18 protein-coding genes are annotated in these 16,040 nt (G+C 68.9%); 7 read left to right on the top strand and 11 right to left on the bottom strand.

Features of this window, described 5'->3' with window-relative positions; translation table 11 throughout:
* The first annotated feature begins 7 nt into the window (after positions 1-7).
* Positions 8-514 (top strand): hypothetical protein, encoded by a 507-nt coding sequence (locus tag SSOG_RS55025; RefSeq protein ID WP_208867382.1) that lies wholly within the window; start codon positions 8-10, stop codon positions 512-514.
* Here the strand turns inward: SSOG_RS55025 and SSOG_RS30090 are convergent.
* Entirely contained in the window at positions 453-755 is a 303-nt protein-coding gene (locus SSOG_RS30090; protein ID WP_009718035.1) for a hypothetical protein, read from the bottom strand. The two genes, SSOG_RS55025 and SSOG_RS30090, sit on opposite strands and share 62 nt — an antisense overlap.
* A gap of 136 nt (positions 756-891) precedes the next feature.
* On the bottom strand, positions 892-2,274 hold the full coding sequence (locus tag SSOG_RS30085) for a glycine--tRNA ligase (RefSeq protein ID WP_009718033.1): 1,383 nt from the start codon (positions 2,272-2,274) through the stop codon (positions 892-894).
* Between the two features lie 153 nt (positions 2,275-2,427).
* Between SSOG_RS30085 and SSOG_RS30080 the strand changes: the two genes are divergently transcribed.
* From SSOG_RS30080 to SSOG_RS30065, 4 genes are all read left to right on the top strand, one after another.
* The gene (locus SSOG_RS30080; RefSeq protein WP_039939041.1) at positions 2,428-3,414 is read left to right on the top strand and encodes a metal ABC transporter substrate-binding protein; all 987 of its coding nucleotides are present in this window, start codon (positions 2,428-2,430) and stop codon (positions 3,412-3,414) included.
* Between the two features lie 59 nt (positions 3,415-3,473).
* The gene (locus SSOG_RS30075) at positions 3,474-4,346 is read left to right on the top strand and encodes a metal ABC transporter ATP-binding protein (RefSeq protein ID WP_009718031.1); all 873 of its coding nucleotides are present in this window, start codon (positions 3,474-3,476) and stop codon (positions 4,344-4,346) included.
* Between the two features lies 1 nt (position 4,347).
* A complete protein-coding gene (locus SSOG_RS30070; protein WP_009718030.1) occupies positions 4,348-5,235 on the top strand; it encodes a metal ABC transporter permease in 888 nt (295 codons plus the stop codon).
* A 110-nt stretch (positions 5,236-5,345) separates the two neighbouring features.
* Complete coding sequence (locus SSOG_RS30065) at positions 5,346-5,765, top strand: Fur family transcriptional regulator (RefSeq protein WP_009718029.1); 420 nt, start codon at positions 5,346-5,348, stop codon at positions 5,763-5,765.
* A gap of 39 nt (positions 5,766-5,804) precedes the next feature.
* Here the strand turns inward: SSOG_RS30065 and SSOG_RS30060 are convergent, their stop codons facing one another.
* The 3 genes from SSOG_RS30060 to SSOG_RS30050 are packed head-to-tail and all read right to left on the bottom strand — an operon-like array spanning position 5,805 to position 7,135.
* On the bottom strand, positions 5,805-6,224 hold the full coding sequence (locus SSOG_RS30060) for a VOC family protein (protein ID WP_009718028.1): 420 nt from the start codon (positions 6,222-6,224) through the stop codon (positions 5,805-5,807).
* Between the two features lie 10 nt (positions 6,225-6,234).
* Positions 6,235-6,666, bottom strand: coding sequence for a helix-turn-helix transcriptional regulator (locus SSOG_RS30055; RefSeq protein WP_039939039.1), 432 nt, complete (start codon positions 6,664-6,666; stop codon positions 6,235-6,237).
* Positions 6,653-7,135 (bottom strand): hypothetical protein, encoded by a 483-nt coding sequence (locus SSOG_RS30050; RefSeq protein WP_009718025.1) that lies wholly within the window; start codon positions 7,133-7,135, stop codon positions 6,653-6,655. Before SSOG_RS30050 ends, SSOG_RS30055 begins: the two co-directional genes overlap by 14 nt.
* A gap of 217 nt (positions 7,136-7,352) precedes the next feature.
* Here SSOG_RS30050 and SSOG_RS30045 point away from each other — a divergent pair, with 217 nt between their 5' ends.
* A complete protein-coding gene (locus tag SSOG_RS30045) occupies positions 7,353-8,030 on the top strand; it encodes a hypothetical protein (protein WP_154685997.1) in 678 nt (225 codons plus the stop codon).
* Between the two features lie 36 nt (positions 8,031-8,066).
* Here the strand turns inward: SSOG_RS30045 and SSOG_RS30040 are convergent, their stop codons facing one another.
* A complete protein-coding gene (locus tag SSOG_RS30040; protein ID WP_009718024.1) occupies positions 8,067-8,516 on the bottom strand; it encodes a DUF2000 domain-containing protein in 450 nt (149 codons plus the stop codon).
* Between the two features lie 49 nt (positions 8,517-8,565).
* Between SSOG_RS30040 and SSOG_RS30035 the strand changes: the two genes are divergently transcribed.
* On the top strand, positions 8,566-9,381 hold the full coding sequence (locus SSOG_RS30035) for a helix-turn-helix transcriptional regulator (protein WP_039939036.1): 816 nt from the start codon (positions 8,566-8,568) through the stop codon (positions 9,379-9,381).
* Between the two features lie 195 nt (positions 9,382-9,576).
* Here SSOG_RS30035 and SSOG_RS52635 read toward each other — a convergent pair whose 3' ends face one another.
* From SSOG_RS52635 to SSOG_RS30015, 5 genes are all read right to left on the bottom strand, one after another.
* Positions 9,577-10,056 (bottom strand): hypothetical protein, encoded by a 480-nt coding sequence (locus SSOG_RS52635; RefSeq protein ID WP_154685996.1) that lies wholly within the window; start codon positions 10,054-10,056, stop codon positions 9,577-9,579.
* Positions 10,057-10,064: 8 nt separating this feature from the next.
* Positions 10,065-14,477, bottom strand: a complete 4,413-nt coding sequence (locus SSOG_RS30030; protein WP_078510438.1) for a DUF6531 domain-containing protein — start codon at positions 14,475-14,477, stop codon at positions 10,065-10,067.
* Positions 14,474-15,055: a hypothetical protein gene (locus SSOG_RS30025; protein WP_009718021.1), complete on the bottom strand. Its 582-nt coding sequence runs from the start codon at positions 15,053-15,055 to the stop codon at positions 14,474-14,476. The genes SSOG_RS30030 and SSOG_RS30025 overlap by 4 nt, the downstream gene beginning before the upstream one ends.
* Positions 15,042-15,392 (bottom strand): SseB family protein, encoded by a 351-nt coding sequence (locus SSOG_RS30020; protein ID WP_009718020.1) that lies wholly within the window; start codon positions 15,390-15,392, stop codon positions 15,042-15,044. Before SSOG_RS30020 ends, SSOG_RS30025 begins: the two co-directional genes overlap by 14 nt.
* A 109-nt stretch (positions 15,393-15,501) precedes the next feature.
* Positions 15,502-16,029, bottom strand: a complete 528-nt coding sequence (locus SSOG_RS30015) for a YcxB family protein (RefSeq protein ID WP_039939035.1) — start codon at positions 16,027-16,029, stop codon at positions 15,502-15,504.
* Between the last annotated feature and the right edge of the window lie 11 nt (positions 16,030-16,040).

Below are 16,040 nucleotides of genomic sequence, written 5' to 3'. Positions count from 1 at the left end.
CCGCCCCATGGCCGCCCTGTACGCCCCCGCCCGGCCCCGCCTGACGTGGATCAACCGGATCACCCGGGTACGCCCCGAGCCGGTGTTGCTCGCCTCGGGACTGGCGCTGGTCCCCTGGCTGTACGTACTGGCGCGGACGCTCCCCTCCACCGCCCGCGTAGCGCACTGGAACGCGGCTTGGGTGGGCCTGGACGCGCTCGAGTCGCTCGGGCTGCTCTCCACCGCCGTCCTGCGGATGCGCGGGGACGACCGTCACCGCCTCACCGCGGCCGCCACCGGGGCGCTGCTGGTGGTGGACGCGTGGTTCGACACGGTGACGGCCGCTTCGGGCGGAGAGCTGGCTGGTGCCGTGGCGATGGCGCTGGGCGCGGAGCTGCCGCTGGCCGCGGTGTGCGCGGCGCTCGCGCTGGGCGGCGCTCCACAGGGCGCCTCGCCCCGGAGCACCCCGCGGGTCACCCCTTGGTCGCCGCCCACCACAGCATCACCGCGGCCACCGCGAAGCACGCGAACATGATCAGCAGGGCTTGGCGGCGGGCGGCCGCGTCGGCGGTCATGCGAGGGGATCCGAGGGCGCCGTGGGCCTGGGCGAGGTGGTCGAGGCCCTTGTGGCGGGCACCGCCGTAGGTGATCTGTTCCTGCCAGTCACAGTGCAGGCAGCCGAGGAGCCGCCGCTGTCCCCGGCCGTAGCCATAGCTGACCTCGAAGACGGTGCCGTCCTCGCTGGTGGCGGTGATGTGGTGCGTCACGCTGCGCATGGTTGGTGAACCCCCGTTCCTGCCGAACCCCTGCCGAACCGAACCTGCCAAGCCGACGACGGGCTCCGGCGCCGCTTCATTCTATCCGCGGTGCCGGAGCCCGTCCTCGTGCTGTGCGCCCTGTCGTACGCGCTGGTCAGCAGCCGATCAGTCGGCCGCCCAGGTACGACTGGATCTGGTCGAGGGAGACCCGCTCCTGCTTCATCGTGTCGCGTTCGCGCACGGTCACCGCGTTGTCGTCGAGCGTGTCGAAGTCGACGGTGACGCAGAAGGGCGTGCCGATCTCGTCCTGACGGCGGTAGCGGCGGCCGATGGCGCCCGCGTCGTCGAACTCGATGTTCCAGTGCTTGCGCAGGTCCGCCGCGAGCCCCTTGGCCTTGGGGGACAGCTGCGGGTTGCGGGACAGCGGCAGCACCGCGACCTTGACCGGGGCGAGCCGCGGGTCGAGCTGCATCACGGTGCGCTTCTCCAGCTTGCCCTTGGCGTTGGGCGCCTCGTCCTCGATGTACGCGTCGAGCATGAAGGCCAGCATGGCGCGGCCGACGCCCGCCGCCGGCTCGATGACGTACGGGGTCCAGCGCTCGCCGGCCTCCTGGTCGAAGTACGACAGGTCCTGGCCGGACGCCGCGGAGTGCGCCTTGAGGTCGTAGTCGGTGCGGTTGGCCACGCCCTCCAGCTCACCCCACTCGGAGCCGCCGAAGCTGAAGCGGTACTCGATGTCGGCGGTGCGCTTCGAGTAGTGGGAGAGCTTCTCCTTCGGGTGCTCGAACCAGCGGATGTTGCTTTCCTGGATGCCGAGGTCCCGGTACCAGTTGTAGCGCTGCTCCATCCAGTATTCGTGCCACTGCTCGTCCTCGCCCGGCTTGACGAAGAACTCCATCTCCATCTGCTCGAACTCGCGGGTGCGGAAGATGAAGTTGCCCGGCGTGATCTCGTTCCGGAACGACTTGCCGAGCTGCGCGATGCCGAACGGCGGCTTGCGGCGCGAGGTCTGCTGCACGGCCAGGAAGTTGGTGAAGATGCCCTGGGCGGTCTCGGGGCGCAGGTACGCGACCGAGCCGGAGTCCTGGGTCGGGCCGAGGTGGGTGGAGAGCAGGCCGGAGAACTGCTTGGGCTCGGTGAAGCTGCCCTTGTTGCCGCAGTGCGGGCAATTGAGGTCGGCCATGCCGTTCTCGGGCAGCTTGCCGTGCTTGGCCTCGTAGGCCTCCTCCAGGTGGTCCGCGCGGAACCGCTTGTGGCAGGAGGTGCACTCGGTCAGCGGATCCGTGAAGGTGGCGACGTGGCCGGACGCCTCCCAGACCTCACGGGCGAGGATCACGGACGAGTCGAGTCCGACGACGTCGTCACGCGAGGTGACCATGGAACGCCACCACTGGCGCTTGATGTTCTCCTTCAGCTCCACGCCGAGCGGTCCGTAGTCCCAGGCGGCGCGCTGGCCGCCGTAGATCTCGCTGCACGGATAGACGAAGCCACGGCGCTTGCTCAGGCTGACGATGGTGTCGATCTTGTCGGCGGCCACGGTGCTCTCTTCATTGATGACGACATTGGAGGACGCGAAGCGAATGCTTCAGGTTACCGGCGGCGGCACCCCCCGGATCAAATCGATACCGGAACTGATCAAGAACAAGACCCTTGTTGACAACCGTTTCCATTTTTGTTGAAAATGAGAGTCATGAACATACGCCGCCTCTCCCCCGCAGCAGCCCTCGTCGGGGCCGCCGCGATGGGCTTGACCACCCTCACAGCCTGCTCCTCCAACTCCAGCGACGGAAGGACGGACGGCAAGCTCGATGTGGTGGCGTCGTTCTACCCGATGCAGTTTCTCGCGCAGCGCATCGGGGGGAGCCATGTGAATGTCTCCACCCTGACCAAGCCGGGCGTCGAACCGCACGACCTGGAGATCAGCCCCCGGCAGACGGCCGACCTCAGCAAGGCCGGGCTGGTGGTCTACCTCAAGGGGCTCCAGCCGTCCGTCGACCGCGCCATCGGTCAGGCCGAGCCGCGGCACGTCGCCGACGCCGCCTCGTACACCTCCCTGGAGGACCACGGGACAGAGGTGGAGGGCGAGGAAGGCCACGGGCACGGCGAGTCCGGCGAGCACGGGCACGAGGCGCACGAGGCCCACGAGGGCGACGCCTCCGCCGATCCGCACATCTGGCTCGACCCGGTGCGCTACGCCCAGGTCGCCGAGGGCGTCGGCAAGGCGCTCCAGAAGGCGGACCCGGACCACGCCGCCGCGTACAAGAAGAACACCGCCGCCCTGGTGAAGCAGCTCGGCGCCCTCAATGACGACTTCAAGACCGGGTTGAAGGACCGCGGCACGGATACCTTCATCACCACCCACGCCGCGTTCGGCTACCTCTCCGAACGCTACGGGCTGCGCCAGGAGGCCATCTCCGGGCTCGACCCGGAATCCGAGCCGAGCCCGGCGCGGATGCGGGCGCTGCACACGACCGCCAAGAAGGACAAGGTCAACACCGTCTTCTTCGAGACGCTGGTGAGCGACAAGACGGCGAAGACCCTGGCGGGCGATCTCCATCTGAAGACGGACGTCCTCGACCCCATCGAGGGGATCGGGAACAAGTCCAAGGGCCGCGACTACTTGGAGGTCATGCGGTCCAACCTGACGGCCCTGCGCAAGGCGCTCGGCGCGGGATGACGCGCGAGACGCCCGATACGCGCGATACACCTGAGACGCGCGATACGACGGAGGAATCCATGCCCAAGGAACCCGACGGCAGCGCACGGCCCGACGAACCGGCGTCGCAACGCGACACAGCGACCCAGCGCGGGGCGGCGACCGAGCACGCCTCGGCAGCGGCCGACGCCGACCCGGTCATATCCCTGCGCGGCGCCACCGCCTCGCTCGGCGGCCGCCCGATCCTGCGCGGCGTCGACCTGGCCGTGGGCCGCGGCGAGGTCGTCGCGCTGCTCGGCGCGAACGGCTCGGGCAAGTCCACCGCCGTACGCGCCGTCGTCGGCCAGGTGCCGCTGACCGGCGGCGAGCTGGCGCTGTTCGGCACCCCCGGCCGCCGCTTCCGCGACTGGGCCCGCGTCGGCTACGTACCGCAGCGGACGACCGCGGCCAGCGGCGTCCCCGCCACCGTCCGCGAGGTCGTCTCGGCCGGGCGGCTGGCCCGCCGCCGGTTCGGGCCGCCGCGCAAGGCGGACCGGGCGGCCGTCCGCCGCGCCCTGGAGCTGGTCGGCATGGCCGACCGCGCCCGCGACCCGGTCGGCGCGCTCTCCGGCGGCCAGCACCAGCGGGTGCTGATCGCCCGCGCGCTGGCCGGTGAACCCGAACTGCTGATCATGGACGAGCCGATGGCCGGGGTCGACCTGGCCAGCCAGGAGATCCTCGCCGGGACGCTGCGCGAACAGGTCGCCGCGGGGACCACCGTCCTCCTCGTCCTCCATGAGCTGGGCCCGCTGGAGCCGCTGATCGACCGCGCGGTGGTGCTCCGCGACGGCTGTGTCGTCCACGACGGCCCGCCGCCCAAGGCCGTCGGCCAGCATGCGCTGCCCGGCCATGATCACGTCCATCCCCATGCGGCGCCCGACGCCGAACCGATCCGGACAGGGTTGCTGACCTGACATGCTGGAAGTCCTCGACTACGCCTTTATGCAGCGGGCCCTGCTCGCCGCCGTCCTCGTCGGCATCACCGCCCCCGCCGTCGGCATCTACCTCGTCCAGCGCCGCCAGGCGATCATGGGCGACGGCATCGGCCACGTCGCGCTCACCGGGGTCGCGCTCGGCTTCCTGACCGGCACCAACCCGGTCTGGACCGCCGTCCTCGTCTCTGCCCTCGGCGCCGTCCTGATGGAGCTGATCCGCTGGTACGGCAAGACCCGCGGCGACCTCGCGCTCGCGATGCTCTTCTACGGGGGCATGGCGGGCGGCGTCCTGCTGATCAATCTCTCGCCGACCGGCTCCAACGCCAACCTCACCACGTATCTCTTCGGCTCGATCACCACCGTGTCGGAGCAGGACGTGGTCGTGATCAGCCTGCTCGCCGCCTTCGTCGTACTGATCACGCTCGGGCTGCGGCGGCAGCTGTTCGCGGTCTGCCAGGACGAGGAGTTCGCCCGGGTCACCGGGCTGCCGGTCCGTACGCTCAACCTGCTGCTGGCCATCACGGCGGCCGTCACGGTCACCGTCGCGATGCGCGTCGTCGGCCTGCTGCTGGTCAGCGCCCTCATGGTGGTTCCGGTCGCCGCCGCCCAGCAGGCCACCCGCGGCTTCGCGATGACGCTGGCGCTGGCGGTCGGCATCGGCGTCGTGGTCACCCTGTCCGGCACGGTCTTCTCCTTCTACAAGAACGTGCCGCCCGGGGCGAGCATCGTCGTCCTCGCCATCGGCGTCTTCGCCGTCATCACCGCGCTCGCCGCGCCCCTGGCCAAACGCCGGGCCACCCAACGCGCCGGGCGCACCGCCGCGGCGGCCGAGGGGCGGTGCACCCTGAAGGACGATGTGCTCGTGTAGCACGGAGTCATCCACAGCTAGTCCGTAGCGGATCCGTTAGCTGGCACAATGGCCAAGCAGACAGAGCGGCAGACAGAGCGCTACGGGCAAGTGAGGTTGAGGAGGCAGCTGTGGCGACCGCGGGTCCCCCAGTACGCGGCCGGTCCACCAGGCAGCGCGCGGCGGTGGCGGCGGCGCTGGACGAGGTGGACGAGTTCCGCAGTGCGCAGGAGCTTCACGACATGCTCAAGCACCGGGGCGACTCGGTCGGCCTGACCACCGTCTACCGCACCCTCCAGTCCCTCGCCGACGCCGGCGAGGTCGACGTCCTGCGCACCACCGAGGGCGAGGCCGTCTACCGCCGCTGCAACAGCGAGGAGCACCACCACCACCTCGTCTGCCGCTCCTGCGGCAAGGCGGTCGAGGTCGAGGGGCCGGCGGTCGAGAAGTGGGCCGACGCGATCGCCGCCGAGCACGGCTTCGTGGACGTCGCCCACACGATCGAGATCTTCGGCACCTGCGGCGACTGCGCGGCCCCGGCGACCGGCTGACCGCTACCCCACCGGGGGCCTGGCTGTCCTTGCTGTCCGCTAGCGCTTCGGCTGGTTGAACCGCAGCAGGTTCCCCGCCGGATCGCGGAAAGCGCAGTCCCGCACGCCGTACGGCTGGTCGATCGGCTCCTGCAACACCTCGCCGCCCGCCGCCCGGATGTGCTCGAACGTGGCGTCGACGTCGTCGGTGGCGAAGAGGACCCCGCGCAGCATGCCCTTGGCGAGCAGTTCCGCCATGGCCTGCTTGTCGGCGGGCGAGGCGTTGGGGTTCGCGGCGGGCGGTTCGAGGACGATGTTGACGTCCGGCTGCGACGGCGAGCCCACGGTCACCCAGCGCATCCCCTCGAAACCGACGTCCTGGCGCACCTCCAGGCCCAGGATGTCGCGGTAGAACTCGAGCGCCTTGTCATGGTCGTCGACGGCGATGAAGCAGGTCGAAAGCGTGATGTTGGTGTTCATGTCTGTCACGCTACGGCCGGGAAGCGGGCTTCGCTTCTCCATTCCTGACCGGATCCCTGACCGGTCTGGTGAAGACCTTGGCGACACACGCCGGAATCTCCGCACCGTGCTCATGATCGCGCGCCCGGTACGCACTCGGGCTCTCCCCCACCAGCTCCGTGAACCGCGAGCTGAACGACCCCAGCGACGTACACCCGACCGCGAAGCAGACCTCCGTCACCGACAGGTCCCCCCGCCGCAGCAACGCCTTGGCCCGCTCGATCCTGCGCGTCATCAGGTAGCTGTACGGCGTCTCCCCGAACGCGTCCCGGAAGCTCCGCGCGAAGTGCCCCGTCGACATCAGCGCCCCGCGGGCCAGCGCCGGGACGTCGAGCGGCTGCGCGTAGTCCCGGTCCATCCGGTCCCGCGCCCGCCGCAACCGGACCAGGTCATCCAGATTCACGCCCAGAGGATCCCACGCCGCCCCAGACGGCTGCCAGATCCCGGCAGTGGACGATGATCACCGCATCGGTCAGGACGATCTCATGGCTGCATCCGGCGTCATGCGGAAGGATCTCGTCGAGCAGGACCGTATCCGTCTCCATCCAGTCGATGGCGTGCTTGTACGTGATCGAGAAGTGCCGCACTCCGGTGTAGCGGATGCGCAGCCCCGCGTCGTGCTTCCACTTGCTCGGCACGAAAGCGAGCGTCAGCCCGCTGTCCTTGCCCCCGGGGATGTCGACCCCGGCCAGCCCCAGGTCCTTCACACACCTGGTGCCGCTCCCGAGGCGATAGTGCCCCTCGTCGGAAGCGAACGCCCACGCGCCGGGCGGCAGAGCCGCCCGCAGCCGCGGCAGCTCCGCCAGATAGGCGGACGGATCGACCCGGAACCCATGCAGTTCCGGGTCCCAATCAGCCCTCGCGAATTCCATGATCCTCAGGCTAAGCGGCTGTCCCCTGATTGCTGATCATGGTGAGACATCGCGTCGTGTCCGCCATGACCGCGGCGTCGGCGCGCCCTCCCGGCCGGCCCCCGCTCGCCGGACTGGGCCCGGCGGCTCGTCGGCCGCCATGCACGCCCGGCGTGAAGCCTCTGGGAAGATCGCCACGAACACGCTTCGGTCCGGGCCCGTGGGGCAGGACGGCCTCGTGAAGAAAAAGCGCATCGGCCAGTTCACCCTCTTCGGCGTCCTGGTGGCCTCCGCCTCCGTTCTGACGACCCTCCTGATCTCCCCTGCTGCCGAGGAGACATCCGTCGGGAAGGCCCCGTCGCGGGGCACGGCCGCCAACGTGCCCACGCTGAAGGACGGAAAGATCCTGCCTGCCGACGAGTGGCCGGACGCCTGCTCCTTGGTGACCCAAGAGGACATCGCGGCGATCCTTCCGGACGCCGAAGAGATCCAGCAGGCCGGTCGCCCGGTCGCCGCCCTCCCGATCAAGGACTTCCGCGCGGACTCCTCATGGAAGGAGAGCAACCGGGCCCCTTACGGCGAGTGCGACTACGTCATGCGGCTACCGGGCGAGACGTACAGCGCGACCCAGGCCTGGGTCCGCATCGACGCCGTGGCCGACCCCAAACTGATAGCCGACTACTTCGAGCGTGGCGCGCCGGGAACCAACTCCAGTGAGGGTACGGACGGGGCGGACAAGTGCGTCATGGCCTTCGCCATCGACCAGAACTGGACGTGCCGCAAGGGCCCGCTCCTGTTCACGGTCGGCGGGCAGACCACCGCGACGTTCGAAGGTATGCCGGACGCGGCACCCTTCGACTGGCGCGACAAGGTGACTCCCGAACTCGTCCGCGCCGTCACCGCGAAGTTCACGTAGCGAGAGGCAGGCCGGCCGGCCTCACGGTCGGCCTGCTCAGTGGTGCATCCGCGCGCCCTTGAGAACCTTGTCCACCGCGTTGCGCGGCCCGTAGACCGCCAGCCCCACCAGGTCGAGCTGGTCGGTGCCCACCGCCCGTACGGCCGCCCGGTTGTCCCGGTCGTTGCCCGTGCTGAACAGATCCGAGGTGAACACGGCCCTCGGCAGCGCGCGGGACAGCGCCCGACCGTGCGCCGTGGTCAGCGTCTCCTTCGTCCCCTCGAAGACCAGCACGGGCTGGCGGAACATCGACAGATACGCGGTCCCGTCGGCATCCGCGTACGGGTCGCCGATCACCTCGGGGGCCGCGGTGCCTAGCCCGCTGACGAGGAACGCGGTCACATTCAGCCGCTGCCAGGTCTCCAGGTCGTCGCGCAGCAGTACGGCGATCTTCGTGTCGAACCGAACGGGAGCGCTCTCCGCCCCGTTCTCCTCACTCGTTCTCATGCTTCGAGACTGACGGCTGCCGGCCTCCGTCGTCTTGTACGTTCTTTGCATGGCGTCCCGACAGGAAATCTCTGCCTGGCGCCCGTCGGTCCCGGGCGTCAGCGAGGTCTTCCACGCCCATTTCACCGAGCACGCGTACCCCATGCACGTCCACGACGCCTGGACCCTGCTGATCGTCGACGACGGTGCGGTCCGCTACGACCTGGACCGCCATGAACGCGGCACCCCCAACGACACCGTCAGCCTGCTGCCGCCGCAGGTCCCCCACAACGGCTCACCCGCCACCGCCCACGGCTTCCGCAAGCGCGTGATCTACCTCGACCTGACCCAGCTGGACGCGAGCTACATCGGACCGGCGGTCGACGGCCCGGACCTCACCGATCCCCTCCTGCGCCGACGCATCGCCCAGCTGCACGCCGCCCTCGCCACCCCGGGGGACGAACTCGAGGCGGAGAGCCGCCTCGCCCTCATCAGCCAGCGCCTCCGCGAACACCTGCGCCCCGGGCTGACCGTCGCGGGCGCGGTGCCCGACCGCGGCATCGCCCAGAACCTGCGGGACCTCCTCGACGAGCGCTACGTCGAAGCCCCCACCCTGGAAGAGGCCGCCCGCCTCCTCCACGCCCACCCCACCCACCTCGTACGCGCCTTCAGCACCGCGTACGGCATCGCCCCGCACCAGTACGTCACCTCCCGCCGCATCGACCTCGCCCGTCGCCTCCTCCTCGACGGCCGGCCGCCGGGCGAGGTGGCGACCGCGGTGGGCCTCTACGACCAGTCCCACCTGACGCGCCACTTCAAGCGGGTCGTGGGGGTGGCCCCGGGCCGGTACGCCCGCACGGGGATTGCGCTCACTTCGGGCGTGTGAAGATCTCGACGTCTTCACGTGCATCCTGGGGCACCGGACAGGGCCGCGTCGTCCGTGAGGGCCTCCACCGCAGCCACGGCTGCATCGCCGACACAACCATGATTCCTGGCCAGATGCCCCAATGCGAGTGCCGCAGCTTTAATCCTTCGCCGTGACCAATCCTGGGCCGACACCTGCCAACAGCGCCTAGATTGTTCACCAGCCAGCGAAGAAATCTAGAGCTGCAACGTCTGGGCATGCTCGCTCCAAGGAGATTTTAAAGTCGCGCGCGAACGCGACGAGCATGCCTTCTACCTTTCCTAGAGATACCTCTTCTGTATCCGGGTCAGGGGCCCACGCAGTATTGGAGGTGCACTTGATGATCACCGACTTCCTGCCAGGAGTGAACGTGACAAGTCGCTCAATTCCCTGCCCATAGAAGTCAATCTTTGCAGGAAGGCCGCGCTGCAGAGATTCCAGCGCTTCTGGTAGCTGCTCGATGGCCGATGAAAGGTCGTAGGAAATATCCACCGGCCACGAGTCTTGACCAAAGCCAGACACATGAAATCGACAGTCTGTCTGCGACAGGAGTTGGCAAACGTCCATAACCAGAGATTCATAGTCTTCGTCAAGTTCGAAGTCTGGGGTCAGCCTGACAGAGTTCGACGGAGGCGTCACAGACATCTGAAGTTTCATCGACACACTCACTTCACGATCGGAAATGCAGTCTTATAGGTCCCATCCGGCTTGGGGACCAACCTAGCGTGGGTTGCTTCTACTATCCTGCCGTCAGGCATGATAACTTGCCCCATCCCCTTCGGAATCTCCACCTCGCGCACTCCGGCATTAGGGTCATGGTGGGACTTAAGAAGGTCCAGGGCCTTGTCATTGTCCAGCCACTGCCCCTGAGGATTCTCAGTACTGCGGGCACGATCCGTCAAGCTTTGCGTATTCTTCGCGCCGGCGCCGTGTTCGCTGAAGCTATGACCGAATGTCGGGCGGCTCTTGGTATTCCAGTTTAGTTCGCTGGTTGGCTTTTTCTTGCAAGCCAGACCGAGAGGATCAAGCCAGGTGTATGGATTGGGGGTGTAGGAGTGGTGGTTGGGGTACGGCTCTAGGCCAAGAGGGTCCGGGGTAGCGTAGCGGGCCGTTTCGGGGTCGTAGTGGCGGAAGTAGTTGTAGTACAGGCCCGTTTCGGGGTCGGCGTATTGGCCGGGGAAGCGGAGGGGGCAGTCCGTGGCGGATGGTGGGGCGGGGAGGGGGGTGCCCCAGAGGGTGGTGCGGGTTTGCCGGGCGAGGTGGCCATCGGGGGTGACCAGTTCGGTGGGGGTGCCCACCAGGTCCGTGATGACGGCGTGGAAGCGGGACGTGCCCAGGTCACGGTTGGTCTGGGTGAGGGGGCGGTGGGTGCCCGGGGTGTAGTCCCAGGTGGTGTGGACCCCGTCCGGGGTGGACTGTTCCGCCAGGCGGGTGTCTTCCCAGGTGAAGTGCAGGGCGTCGGCCGCGGTGCCGTCCTCGGTGAGGCGGTGTTTGGATATGCGGCGGCCCAGGGGGTCGTAGGCGTATGCCCACTCGGGGCCATCGGGGGTGGTGGCTTTGACCAGGCGGTCTTCAGCGTTCCAGGTGTAGGTCCAGGTGCGGGTCTGGCCATTGAGGAGTTTGCGGGTGCGGCGGGTCAGGCGGCCCTGGGCGTCGTGTTCGTAGGTGGTGCGGCCCGCGCGGTGGATGATCGTGCCGGTGAAGCTCCGGTCGCCAGGGGTTTCGTGGTCCGGGGCCGTGGCGTGGGTGAGGTTGCCCGCCGTGTCGTAGGCGTAGGTCTCGGTCCAGCCGTGGGCGTGGACGGCGGTCACGCGGCCGGCCGGGTCGAGGTCGAAGCGGCGCGTACCGGAGGTGAGTTCGCGGATCTCGGTGAGGTAGCCGTCCGCGCGGTACGCGTACGAGCGGTGCTGGAGGAGGCTGTCGGCGGCCTGCGGGGCGCGGGTGAGGGTCTGGGTGGTGAGGCGGTCGGAGGTGTCCCAGGTCTGGGTGAGGGTGACGCCGTCGCCCAGACGGCGTTCCGTTTCACGGCCCGCCGCGTCGTAAGTGAAGGACAGGGCACCTGAGCCGTTGTCGAGGTGGGTGGGGCGGCCTGCGGGGTCGTAGGTCCACTGAGTCCGAAGGCCGCTAGGGGTGGTGCGCTGGGTGCGGCGACCTGTCGCGTCGTACGCGTAGGACACGCTGCGGCCGTTGACCGTTTCCGACAGGACGCGGCCCAGGGCGTCCCGCTCGATGGTCAGCTCCGCGTCCGCGTTGGCCGCTTGCAGCAGTTGGCCTGCGGGGTTGCAGGCGAAGGTGGTGGTCTCGCCGGTGTCTGTGCGTTGTTCGACGGTGCGGCCGAGGTCGTCGCGGGTGAAGTGCAGGGTTTCACCGGCGCCGTTGGTGCGGGACAGCAGGTTTCCGGCCGCGTCGTGGGTGTACGCGAGCGTACGGCCGTTGAAGTCGGTCTCGGCGGTGAGGCGGCCCGCCGCGTCGTAGGTGTAGTCCCAGGTCAGGCCCTGGGGGTTGGTGACGGTGGTGAGGCGTAGCTCGGTGTCGTAGGTGAAGGCGTAGTGGGCGCCGTCGGGGTCGGTGCGGGTGGCGGGGAGGTCGAAGTGCGTGTGGGTATGGGTGGTGGTGTGGCCCGCGGCGTCGGTGTGGGTGACGAGGTTGCCCTCGGTGTCCCACTGCCATGCCTCCCGGGTGCCGTCGGGGGCCTCGCGCCATGCGGGTTTGCCTTCGATGGTCCAGCCGTGGCGGGTCGTATGTCCCAGGGGGTCGGTGACGGCGGTGATGCGGCCGTGTGGACCCCGGCGGACCTCGGTGGTCTGGCCCAGCGGGTCGGTGACCGCGACCGGTAGACCCGCCGGGTTGGGGATGACCTCGGTGGTGTGGCCCAGGGCGTCGGTGATGGCGGTGAGGTGTCCGCGCGCGTTGTAGGCGTAGTGGGTGGTGGCGCCGGTGGGGTCGGTGGTGGCGGTGCGGGCCCCGCGGTCGTCGTAGGTGTGGCGCCAGGTCGAGCCGCTCGGCTCGCGGATTTCCAGCGGCAGGCCCCAGGCGTCGTAGACGGCTTCGGCCACCGTGCCGTCGGGGCGCTCGACGGCGATGAGCCGTTCATCGTCGTCGTAGCGGTAGCGGGTGGTGTGGCCCAACGGGTCGGTGACGGCGACGGGGTGGCGGTTGCCGGGATCCCACTCGGTGCGGGTGGTGTTGCCCAGCGGGTCCGTCTCCGCGATCACCTTGTACGCCTCGTTGCAGACGTAGGTGGTGGTGTTGCCCTGGGAGTCGGTGTAGCGGGTGGTGCGGGCGGCTGTGTCGTAGTGGAGACGGCCGGACATGTTGCCGTCGGGGCCGATGGTGCGCAGGACCCGGCCGCGGTGGTCGTAGACGTAGGCGAAGCAGGTGCCGTTGCGGTCGGTCCAGGAGGTGATGCGGTGCTCGTCGTCGTACTGGTACCGCAGCGGCAGCCCGGTGGAGTTGTTGACCTCGGTCAGGTCTCCGGCCTGGTTGTAGCCGAAGGAGATCAGCGTCGTGCTCTGCTCATGCTCCCGGCCGTGCAGCAGCCGCAGAGCGGTGACGCGCAGGAGCTGCGGGTCGGTGTCTACGGCGATGCGGTAGCCGCCGGAGTGGGTGACCTGCGTGGGCGCGCCGTGGGTGTCGTAGGCGATGTCGATGCGGTCGCCGGTCCCGGTGCGGTCGGTGATCGCGGTCAGGGCCAGTTCCCGGCCGCCTGCCGGGAGGGGCGCGAAGTGCAGGGTGCGGTTGCGTTCGGGGGCGGTGACGGTGAACGTGCCGTCCGGTTTGCCGTCCCAGTGCAACGGCCAGCGCGGCCCGTGGGTGGGCAGCACGGGGACATCCGGCTTCGGCACCGGGTAGGTGAGCAGCATGCCGTCGTCGGCGATGTAGACGACGCCCTTGTCATCGAGCTCCAAGCGCTGATCGAGCGTGCCGGCCCAGGTGCGGCCGAACCAGCCACCGCACGGGTGGCCCGAGACATAGTGCCGCTCCAGCACCAGGGGCAGCGCACCCGGCAGGGTGACGTCGGTGGCGGACATGACCATCTCGCCGGTCGCGACGTCGATCGGATCGCCATCGCACTTCTTCTCGCCGTCCGAGATGGAGTTCTTCTTCGGGTCCGCTTCGGCGTGCTCGCGGGCGCTGCCGTCGCGGCGCAGTCCGCGTTCGCGGCCGGCGAGGCGCTGGGCGGCGCTCTTGGCCACGCTGGCACCGCGGCGTGCGGTTCCGGTGCCGCCGGTGGCCAGGGCCAGGAGGAGGTCGGGGGTGAGCTGGCCGGCGGCGCGGGCGGGGTTCTTCTGCCATTCGTCCCAGTTGACGGCGGCCTTGGCGAACTCCTTGGGGTGCTGGGCGGCGTAGACGGCACCGTCGACGGTGCCCGCCAGCCGCAGCCCGACGCCGTCGGGCCCGTCGTGGACCATGTCGTCGAAGCCCTCGTACCAGCTGCCCAGGGTGTCGCCCGTGCCGCCGAGGAAGTCCTTGAACCTCTGCATGCCGCTGGGGCCCGGGGGCTTGTTGGGGGCTTTCTCCGCAGCCTTGTCGATTTTCCGTTTGGCCGCGTCGACGACCAGCTTCAGCTCGCCCTCGAGTTTGTCCAGCCGTTTGTAGCAGCCCTCCAGCGCGGACATCCCCGGATCGTCCTCCGGCGGACGGTCCGGCAGCGTCTCGTCCTTGCGGTCCACCGCCGCGTTGTAGTCGGTGACCTTGTTCCAGTAGCTCTTGGACTTCGCGCGCGCGTCGTCCGCGTCCTCGATGATCGGCTTGACCCGCTTCTGCACCGACCGCAGCTTGTCCGCGTACGAATCCAGCGCGTTCGCCGCCGCCTTGAAGTAGGTCTGTGCCGACTCCAGCTCCCTGGGCAGCTTCTTCGTCGCGTCCTTGAAGCCGTCCGAGGCGGCACCGGTCCAGTCCATCAACGACAAGACATCCAGCTTGTCGTATCCGTCCTTGAACGCCCCCGCATACGCGCGCAGCTTGACGGCCAGGTCCTCGATGTCCGACGGCGTGCCGGGAATGACGTCCGACGGCTTCGCATGCGGCGGTATCCGCTCGGCCGTCCCGCCCTCGGTCGCATCACGCTGCGTCATGCGATCGTCCCCTTCGACCCGCCGTCATCCACCCATCCCCCGTCGTAGAGCTGACGGGGATTCTTGGGCGGCTCATACGTCCCGCCCGTGCCCCCGCTGTCGCTGCCGCCGCCATCGTCGAGCCACGGCTCCTGGTAGATCTCCGGCGGCGGATCGAACTTCGGCCGCGAGCCTGCCTCCCACGCCTTCATACCGGCCTCACCGAAGGGGAGTTTGGCCATGTTGTCCTCGGTCGGCGCGAAATCCTTGATACGCAGCAGATCAGCCAGCATGTACGCGGCGATCACCTGCCGCAGCGTCTCCACCACCGTGTTCGTGTGCTCCGCCACCCGGCCCATGCCAAAACCCCAGGCCGAGAGCATCTTCTCGCTCGAGTCGTAGATGTCGAAGTCGGCCGAGTTCTGAATGTGTTCGGACAGGTTCTTCCAGTCGCCCTTGATCTTTCGCGCGGCGACCACGGACTCCTCCAGCGGAGTCAGCACCTTGCGCACCGAGGCGATCTCGATCTTGTAGCCGTCGCCCGGCTTCGGGTCGCCGGCGCCACCAGAACTCGCCGCCCCGCCGTCATGCTCCGCCATCGCGTTCCCCCTGGTCGTCCGCGGCCTTCAGCGCTTCGGTATCGAGCACGAACGCCCTGGGGCCCAGCGGATCCACCACCGCACGCACACCCTCGGGCAACAGCTCCACCAGATCCGCCACCGTCGTCGACGCCCACCCACACGCCCCCGCGAACAGCGCCAAGCCTTCCCAGGACGTGAAGACCGGCACCACCGGGCCCTCTTCGGTCTCGGAGACCAAAAAGCCCGGCTCCTCCGGCCGCTGGAAGTACAGACGCCACTGCCGCATCGCCGCCAACCGCTCCGCATCGGACATCGACGCGGCCGCCTCCGCACGGACCAGATCGCGCAATGACATTCTTCCCCCGTTTCACTGGTGCCACTGACGGACCATCCCCAGCGCGCATGATCGCACGTAGGTTCCATGTTCCGTATGAAGCTGTGGACGCCGCTGTGCCCCAGGTGGTTCAGGCGAGCCGGGTCAGGCGCTGGTCGAAAACGTTGCGGAGCCGGTCGACCTCGTACGGGCCCCCGGTGACGCCCCGCTTCGGCAGGACCGCGAGGCCCGTGGCGCCCTTGTCCGCGCTCAGCAGCACGAACAAGCCCTGGGTCTCCAGGTAGCGCGGATACATGTGCCAGCCCAGGGTGGTGGTGCTGTTCGCCGTCACCATCTCGATTCCGGTCTCGCTGACGACGACCCGGGACTCCCCCTGCTCGTCGAACAGTTCCCGAAACTGTTTGGCCTGCACCACCGGCTGCCGGTGCGAGGCGAACATCACCATCGCCCCGGCCAGGAGCAGCAGCCACGGTGTCCTCTCGCCACCGCGCGTGAGGATCGCGGTCGCGATCCCGATCCCCAGGACCACCGCTCCGAAGACCGGCGCCACCCGGGCAACACGGCCCTGGGTGGTGTGCCGCGCCCTGGCCCTCAGGGCCTCCGTCATGTCGTCCACGGTGGTCCGGTAGACCAGTTCCACCGCGCGCTGTTCCCCCATGCGTCCCCCGT

Origin of the sequence: Streptomyces himastatinicus ATCC 53653, from assembly GCF_000158915.1 — a bacterium.
In the GTDB taxonomy this organism is placed as follows: Bacteria; Actinomycetota; Actinomycetes; order Streptomycetales; family Streptomycetaceae; genus Streptomyces; species Streptomyces himastatinicus.
Note: the sequence above shows the minus strand (reverse complement) of the source record. Positions and strands in the feature narration are given on the sequence as shown.